6 protein-coding genes are annotated in these 7528 nt (G+C 73.0%); 3 read left to right on the forward strand and 3 right to left on the reverse strand.

Annotated elements, in window-relative coordinates:
* Positions 1-218 precede the first annotated feature (218 nt).
* A complete protein-coding gene (locus J5O08_RS19940; RefSeq protein WP_218708661.1) occupies positions 219-773 on the forward strand; it encodes a recombinase family protein in 555 nt (184 codons plus the stop codon).
* A 42-nt stretch (positions 774-815) separates the two neighbouring features.
* Here the strand turns inward: J5O08_RS19940 and J5O08_RS19945 are convergent, their stop codons facing one another.
* The 3 genes from J5O08_RS19945 to mobF all read right to left on the reverse strand — a co-directional run bounded on the left by J5O08_RS19945 (position 816) and on the right by mobF (position 6204).
* On the reverse strand, positions 816-1115 hold the full coding sequence (locus J5O08_RS19945; RefSeq protein ID WP_218708662.1) for a hypothetical protein: 300 nt from the start codon (positions 1113-1115) through the stop codon (positions 816-818).
* 68 nt (positions 1116-1183) lie between these two features.
* Positions 1184-1642, reverse strand: coding sequence for a hypothetical protein (locus J5O08_RS19950; RefSeq protein ID WP_218708663.1), 459 nt, complete (start codon positions 1640-1642; stop codon positions 1184-1186).
* Between the two features lie 497 nt (positions 1643-2139).
* On the reverse strand, positions 2140-6204 hold the full coding sequence (gene mobF, locus J5O08_RS19955; RefSeq protein ID WP_218708664.1) for a MobF family relaxase: 4065 nt from the start codon (positions 6202-6204) through the stop codon (positions 2140-2142).
* A gap of 238 nt (positions 6205-6442) precedes the next feature.
* Here mobF and J5O08_RS19960 point away from each other — a divergent pair, with 238 nt between their 5' ends.
* Positions 6443-6853, forward strand: a complete 411-nt coding sequence (locus J5O08_RS19960; RefSeq protein WP_218708665.1) for a hypothetical protein — start codon at positions 6443-6445, stop codon at positions 6851-6853.
* Complete coding sequence (locus tag J5O08_RS19965) at positions 6850-7428, forward strand: hypothetical protein (protein ID WP_218708667.1); 579 nt, start codon at positions 6850-6852, stop codon at positions 7426-7428. The genes J5O08_RS19960 and J5O08_RS19965 overlap by 4 nt, the downstream gene beginning before the upstream one ends.
* Positions 7429-7528 lie beyond the last annotated feature (100 nt).

A 7528-nucleotide genomic window follows, 5' to 3' on the forward strand; every position in this document is an offset into this window, starting at 1 on the left:
CGAGATCGGGCCCGGGAAGGGACACGACGAGGTCGAGGATGTCCTGCGACCCATCACTCCCGGCGCCACCTGACTGTCCCGCCACGCTGCGGCGGCAGAACCCCGCCATTTAGCGCCGAAAGTCACACGACACGCCAGGGGAGTGGTGTCCAGAACCCGTGTCCGAAACCGAGGTGTCCGCAACGTCGTCGTCGACGAGTTCCGTACGCTCCGAGCCCATGGGACAGCTGCTGGGGTACGCGAGGGTGTCGACGGATCTGCAGGACCCGGCGCTGCAGCACGACGCGCTCGAGCGTGCGGGCGTCGACCGGGTCTGGACCGATCACGCGAGCGGCACGGTCGCGGACCGTCCGCAGCTCGCCGCGGTGCTCGACTACGCGCGCGCCGGCGACGTCCTGGTCGTGTGGCGGCTAGACCGCCTGGGGCGGTCAGTGCAGCACCTGGTGGCCACCGTCACCGACCTCGGAGCCCGCGGCGTCGAGCTGCGGTCGCTGAACGAGGGGATCGACACCACCACGCCAGCCGGACGGCTGACGTTCCACGTGTTCGCGGCGATGGCCGAGTTCGAGGCCATGGTCGCCGGAACCCGGCTCCGCGAGCGAAGACAAACTGCGCATCCTCAGCTCGTGGATAGCTACGCCTGCGTCCCGCTCCCACTCCGCGTCAGATGCGGGATCCAGCGAAGCGCCCCCACACTCGGCCACCTAAAGAGTCGGTCAAGCGCGCTGGCCAGAGAGATGCGCCGACTACAAAGCGGACATAACCTACATTAACGGCGTTGCCTCGACCACTCGCTGCGCCACCTGCGGAAGCCGTCAGCGCGAGCCCGCGATCACGCGGTCAGCCGCGTGACGGACCGACAGCATCCGCACCGACCACCAGAGGGCGGCGACGAGCAACAGCAGCAGAGCGACAGCAGCGATCCACCGCACACCGGGCACCATGGCGCCTACCCACGGGGCCGGCAGCACCGTGGAGTGATCGCCCTCGACCAGCAGCGCGGAGTCATCGCCCGGGAGTAGGAACGTCGCGCCAAGAGCGATGCCGAGCCCGGCGGCGAGCACGAGACTCGCGAACCGCTTCCTCCGGTACTCGTCCCGCCGAAGCTCCGCCATTGCGCGCACCGTCTCCGCCAGCGCGCGAGCCTCTTCCTCAGCTCGCGAGGCCGCGGCACGCCGCCTCATCACCGCTCCCCGCCCTCAGCGTCGCGGTCCCCGAGCGACCACCTGAGGTCGGGCCAGGCGGCCACTACATGTGGGGCCAGGTCCACGACCTCGGGCACCCGGTCCCAGGCGTCGCGGCGCCCGCCGGCGTGCTGGACGGCGGCCGCCAGCAGAGTCAGCCAGTTCGGGTCGACCGAGACCAGGTCGCCGATCTTCACCTCCGGGGCGCCGACGACGTCCGACAGCGACGCGGCGAACATGAGCACGCGGCGCTCACCGGACGACAGCGACCCGACGTGCTCGGGGATCTCCGCGAAGTCGATCCAGATGTCATCGGGCGCCGTCCCTCCGGACGGCTCGCGCCGGACCCAGGGGTTGCCGGGCCGGGCGAAACCGGTGCGGATCAGGAGTTCGGTCGCCGCCTCCGTCGGGTAGATGCCGCGCGCCCAGGCCCGCAGCCTCGTGTGGAGCTCGTCCATGCGTTCCTCCGTGGTGGTCTTGACCGGGATGACTAGTGGCTGGCCTTGCGGCGGTGGTTCCGCACGCTCTCCGGGGTCCCCGGGTAACCGCAGCCTGGCGCCGGGCAGCGTTCCCAGGCGCCCGACGCCACGGCGGCCGCGGTGACCGACTCCCGGCCGGGACCGAATCCGTGCTCGAGCAGAAGCTGTGCGACCTCGCCGCCGTACTTCGCCGCAAGCAGGGCACCCTCGGCGACCTTGTCGTGGCCTCTGGCGAAGAAGGCGCGGCGACCGACGTCGGCGCCGCACCCGCACCAGCACGAGCCGGCAGGCAGCGCACGGGGAGTCTCTGCGTTCATGCGTTCAAGGCAGTACATCTAGAAGCCCGGTCAAGAGCGTTCTCGCAGCCGGCGCGCGACCGTTCCGTAGCGGCCGGGCGCCCGCCCTCAGACGCAACCTGCCACCGCGCCGCGCTCGCGCTCGTGCGGGTCATCTCGTCGATGCCTGACCGTCGGTGCTTAGCGCTGGACAGGACCACGTGCCGGCGGTGGCACGGGTCGTTCGTAGCGGTCGACGTGGGCCTGGCGTGCCCGATCGGCAGCCTGTTGCTGCTCGTGAGCCTGCCGGTCGGCCTGGGCTGCCTGCGCCCGGGCCGCCAGGGCGCGGATGTCCTCGTAGCCGCTCGCCGGTGCAGTGTCTGGTGCGAGCGTGCGCAGACGATCGCGCAGGTCGTCGAGCTCGGGGGTCGAAGCTCGGTCGCGCACGGCGCGCAGTGCGTCGAGGCGTTCGTCTGTCGGCGTGGTTCCGGGGTGCGCGAGAGTGTCGGCGGCCTCGGATGCCTGCTGCGCGGCGCGGCGGGCTTCCTGGACTGCGGCCTGGCTGCGTTCGGCGAGCGCGGCGCGTTCGGCGGCGACGCCGGCCTCGGGGTTCGGGGTGTCGGTCTGAAGCCGGCTGGCTGCCCGCTCGGCCTCGTCGCGGGCGGCCTTCTGGATGCCGGCGACGTTGTCGGCGGGTACGGGTTCGGTGTCGTCGCGGATGTCCCATCGGTCGCGGTAGGCGACGACGGTGCGCATGTCGGCCTCCCAGGCTGTGCGCTCGGGCCCGGGGTGCTCAGGTCGCGGGTGCAGGTTCTCGGCCCAGGCCGGCGGGTGTTCGGCCACCCGGTCGACCAGCTGGTCGACGCGGCTCGCCATCTCGTCGACCTGTCGTACAGCCCATCGCGCGACTTCAGCGTCGGCGATCTCGTGGCCGCCCGGGTCAGGTGCCGGGCTGACCCACGAAGGCAGCCGCGCGTCGCTCGGGGCGGGGAGTTCGGGGGCGCCGACGCGGTGCCACATGACGCGCGCGACGGACCGAGCGGTGTCGATCTCGCGCTCGGCGAAGCTGGAGCTGAGGAGGTGTTCGAGGTCTTGCCCGGCTCGCTCGTGAGCAGCGAGGACGTCGCGCAGCGTGGGCCAGGCGTTGTCCTCGAGCACGAGCTCGGCGGCGTAGTCGGGCAGCGCCGTGCGGACGACGTCGGCCATCCGGTCGTCGCGGCCGGGGTCGAGCACGCGGGCGAGGGCGTCTTCGTAGGCCGGGTGCGTGGTGGCAAGCGACACGACCCGCTCGGCCTCCGCTGCGGTGGTCGCGGTGGCCGAGGGGGTGTCGTCGGTCGCGCCCATCGCCGATGCCATCGCCTCGCGCACCGCGCGGGGCGGGGCCCCGGGTGGGTGCGGGTCGACGTCGAGGAGGTCGTCGACGACGACGAAGGCCATGTTGGTGTGGGTGCCGCGGGTCATCGCCGGGTAGAGGCCGTCGCGGCCCATGCGTTCGGTGACCAGGGCGTACCCGGCGGTGACGGTCATGCCCTGGGTGCGGTTGACGGTCGAGGCGTAGGCGAGCTCGACGTGCTCTGCGACGTACGCCGCCGGGAGGTCGACCTGCGCGCCGTGGGCGATCGAGCGCGCGCGGAGCGACCCGTCGGGGTTGGTCGCCAGGACGGTCCAGGTGGCGCCGTTGCGTACGTAGTCGGTGCCGGTGCGCATCTTGAGGTCGGTGTCGTTGAGGCGGCTGACGATGTGGTCACCGACGCCGGCGGTGTTGTCGTCGTGCAGGCGGACGCCCTCGGGGGTGACCATGCCTGCGTCGACGAGGTCCTTGCGGGCACGGGCGGCCAGGGCGACGACGTCGGTGTTGGCCTGGGCGATCATGACGGCGTCGCGACCTGCGGTGTGGTCGGCCCACCAGTGCGCGTACATCTCCTCGGTCATCGCTTCGATGCTGCCGCCGCGCAGCCTGTCCTGTGGTGCGTAGAAGTCGTCGATGACGCTCAGGTCGCCGCTGCGCAGGCGGAGGGTGGCCTGTGCCTCGCCAGTGGTCTTGAAGCGGTGGACGTCGACGAGGTGCGCGCCGCCGACCTGCTCGTCGATGAGTCGCAGCGCGCCGCCGGCGCCGACGGCCTGGAGCTGTGCCCAGTCGCCGACGGCGCGCACGCTCGCGCCGTGCATCGCGGCGAGGCGCACCACGGCGTCCAGGTGCGGGGTCGCGGCCATGCCGGCTTCGTCGATCAGGACGATGGTCGAGGGCGTGAGCTCGCCGGCGGGCAGGTCGGCCGGGATGGGTCCGCGCAGCAGCTTGGCGTCGTCGGGGTCCAGGCCCTGACGGGCGAGGAAGGCGTGGATCGAGTAGGCCTCGACGCCGATCTCCTTGCCCAGCAGCGCGGCGGCGTTGGCCGCCGGCGCGAGCGCGATCACGGTGCCGCCGGCGTCTTGAACCGTGCGGGTGAAGGCGCGCATGGCGGTGGTCTTGCCGGCGCCGGCGGGTCCGACCGCGACCTGGAGCAGGCGCCCCCCGGTCGCGAACTGGCGCACCAGCTCGGCCTGCCCGGGGTCCAGTGGCGCGCGTCCGAGGTCGGGCGAGGCCCCTGGGCCCGCCAGGTGCCGGGCGACGACGTCTTCGCCGATGACGAGTCCGCCGGGCCGGCGGGCTGCGGCGAGCAGCCGGTCCTCGGCGTCCAGGATCGGGTTGGCGGTGTACTTGGCGCCGGCGTGCTGGACGTAGACGCTCGTGGTGTCGACGCGCTGGAGCGCCGCGGGTACGGGGTTCGGTTCGGGTGGGGTGAGCCGGATCGAGGCGGCCAGGGTGCGGTCGGTCAGGACCTCGGCCAGTGCCTGCACGGACTCGGGCCCGACGTGGTCGACCCACTGCCGGGCGACGCGCTGGGACTCGGCGAGCACGTGGTTGTACTTCCAGGTCGCCCGGGTCGTCATCAGCTCGGTGAGGACCTGGTCGGCCAGAACGGCGTGCGGGGGCATCGCCTCCAGGGGTGGCGCTGGCCGGTTCTGGGTCGCTGCAAGGGTGCGTTCGACGGCCTCGGGCGACCCGAGGACCGCGATCGCGCGGGGCATCCACTGCGCGCGTCGGGTCTCCTGGGAGACGCCGGTCTCCTTGCCCGCGCGGGTGGTCAAGGTCGCCTGCTGAGCCAGCTTGTGCTGCACCGGGCGGGGTGGTTCGTGCCCGTGGCGGGCGCGGTAGTCGGCGACCAGGTCCTTGTACGTGGCCTCGATGCTCTCGCGCCGGCGGGAGAACTCGGTGTTGAGCTCGACGGGGATCCCGTCGAGCTCGCGCACCGGCCGGCGCCCTGCGCGCCCGGTGGAGCGTTCGACGAACCGCACGCCGAGGCGCGACCTCAGGCCGGTCTCGACGAGCGTGTTGTACCGCTCGGAGGCCGCGACGCCGAGGGCGTGGATGACCCGGCCGTCGAGCGATCGCCACTTGCCGTCCAGGCCGAGGACCTTGTTCGACACCGCGACGTGGGTGTGCAGGTTCGGGTCTCCGCTGCGGGAGTCGAAGTGGTCGAACGCGGTGGCGGAGAACCCGCGGGTGTCGACCTGCGCCACTCCCCCAGCCCCGACCCGGGTGAGCGCGGCCTGGGACTCCAGCCAGGACAGCGCGCCGCGCCAGGCGTCCTCGTGCGCGGCGAGCACCTGCCCGCGCACGTGCTCATCTCCCAGCCCCCACAGCACCGAGACGCTCTTGACCGGGGTGAACACCAGGTCGTACCCGGCGACCGGCTGGCGCTCCGCGCTCCCCCGCGCCGCCAGGTACTTCCCGACCGCCGCCGGCCCCGCGGCCTCACCCTTGGCCGTGAGGAACCGGGCCGCGGCGGAGCGGCGCAGGCCGTCGCGCTCCGCGCCGGGCTCGGCGTCACGGTCGTGCCTGGCGCGGAACTGGGCGTGCTCGTCGCGCAGGACCTTGATGAACCCGTCGTCGTCCTTGCGGTCGGCGAGCATGAACCGCCGGCCGAGCCGGGTCGCGGCCATCGCGTCCTTGACGCTCGCGCCGCCGGCGACCAGCGCGCGCTCGATCGCATCGGCGTCCGGGTGCCGACCCTCGCCGAACAGCGCCTTCATCTGCGCCTCGGTGACCCTTCCGGACACCCCGAGCGAGTCCAGGCCCTCCCCCACCCACCGGCCTGGCGGGTTCCCCGAGGCGGTGTAGTAGGCGCTCAGGTCCTCCCCGCGCTGGCGGGGGACGTCGCCGGTGGCGACCTGCCGGGTGAGGTAGGTGTACCCGTCGCCGGCGTGCAGCACGTGGACGGTCATCACCGCGGCGCACACCTCCACCCGAGCGAGAATCGTTCTCGATAGCGAGCGGAGGCGGCTGAACCTCGCGGCCACTCACTGTAGTGCAAGAGGTGTGTTGAGTCTGGGGTGCTGCGCGTGAGTCGCAGGGGCCGGAGGTCGAGGGAGTGAGGGTTAGGGTTGGTGCTGGCTAGGGGAACTTCGGCGCCTGGGTCGAGCTACGTGCTTCGACCTGGGTCGACTAGGGAGGTTCCTGGGGATGGCTGGAAGTACGAGAGCAAGGATCTCGGCTCGTGAGCGTGCGCGTGCGGCACGAGCGCGGGCCGACGCCGCGCGCGTCGAGCGCGACCGCGCGGTCGAGGAAGCGGCGGCCGCGTTCTTCGCCGCGGGCGACGAGCGAACGAAGCTGCTCGAGCGCATCGCGGGACTGCAGGACGAAGTCGGTGCGGTCGAGCGCCGCATGGGCGCGCAGGTCGCGCGGCTGACCGAAGCCGGCGAGCCGGCAGCGTGGCAGCGGGCGCTGCTCGAGCTCGACGAGCCCGAGCGCAAGCGGCTGCGAGCACTTGCCGACGACGTGCCGGCGCCGGCGCCGGCCCTCGTGCCGGTGCCGGCGCCGGGCGCGTCGGCGACGGGCGCCGCGCCCGAGCTGACGGACGCACTGATTTCGTGAGCGAGGACGCGCTGTTCCCGGCTCCGCGTACGCGCGGAGCCGGGAACAGCGGCGGTGAACGCGCGCGCGACGTGCGTGACGCGGCTCAGGACCCGCGGGTGGTCGACCGGTTCCAGCGCTACGTGCGATCAGGCGGGCCGTCGGACTGCTGGTGGTGGTGTGGCGCGGTCGCCTCGGCCGGGCATGGCCGGTTCTGGATCAGGAGCGGACTGGTCGTGATCGCACACCGCTTCGCGTGGGCGCTCGATCATCCGGGCGATGTGCTGCCCCGGCTTCTCGCGCACGAGTGCGACAACTCGCTCTGCCAGAACCCCGAGCACCTGCACGCGACGGACCAGACGGGCAACCGCCGCGAGTGGGCCGCCCGGCGCCACCAGCTCGGCAGCCCGCTGCGTGACGTACGCGGGTCGCGCGGCCGGGCTGTTGCGGTCAGGGACGCCGTCCGCGCAGGAGACAACGTTGCGGCCGCGATCGCGGCCGGCGTTCGACCAATCGACGCCGGCCAAGGCGTCCTCTGGTCAGAACCCGAGGACGCCCACGGGGGCGCGACAACGATCAGCGGCTCGGATCAGTAGGCCCGCGGGTGACCCGCGCGCCCGCCCGGGACCACGGCCCGGGCGGGCGCGCGTCGCCGGGGTCCGGGGCCGGAGGCCCTGGCCGCGGGCGCCGGCGCCG

This window comes from Cellulomonas sp. PS-H5, assembly GCF_019265565.1.
Taxonomy (GTDB): domain Bacteria; phylum Actinomycetota; class Actinomycetes; order Actinomycetales; family Cellulomonadaceae; genus Cellulomonas.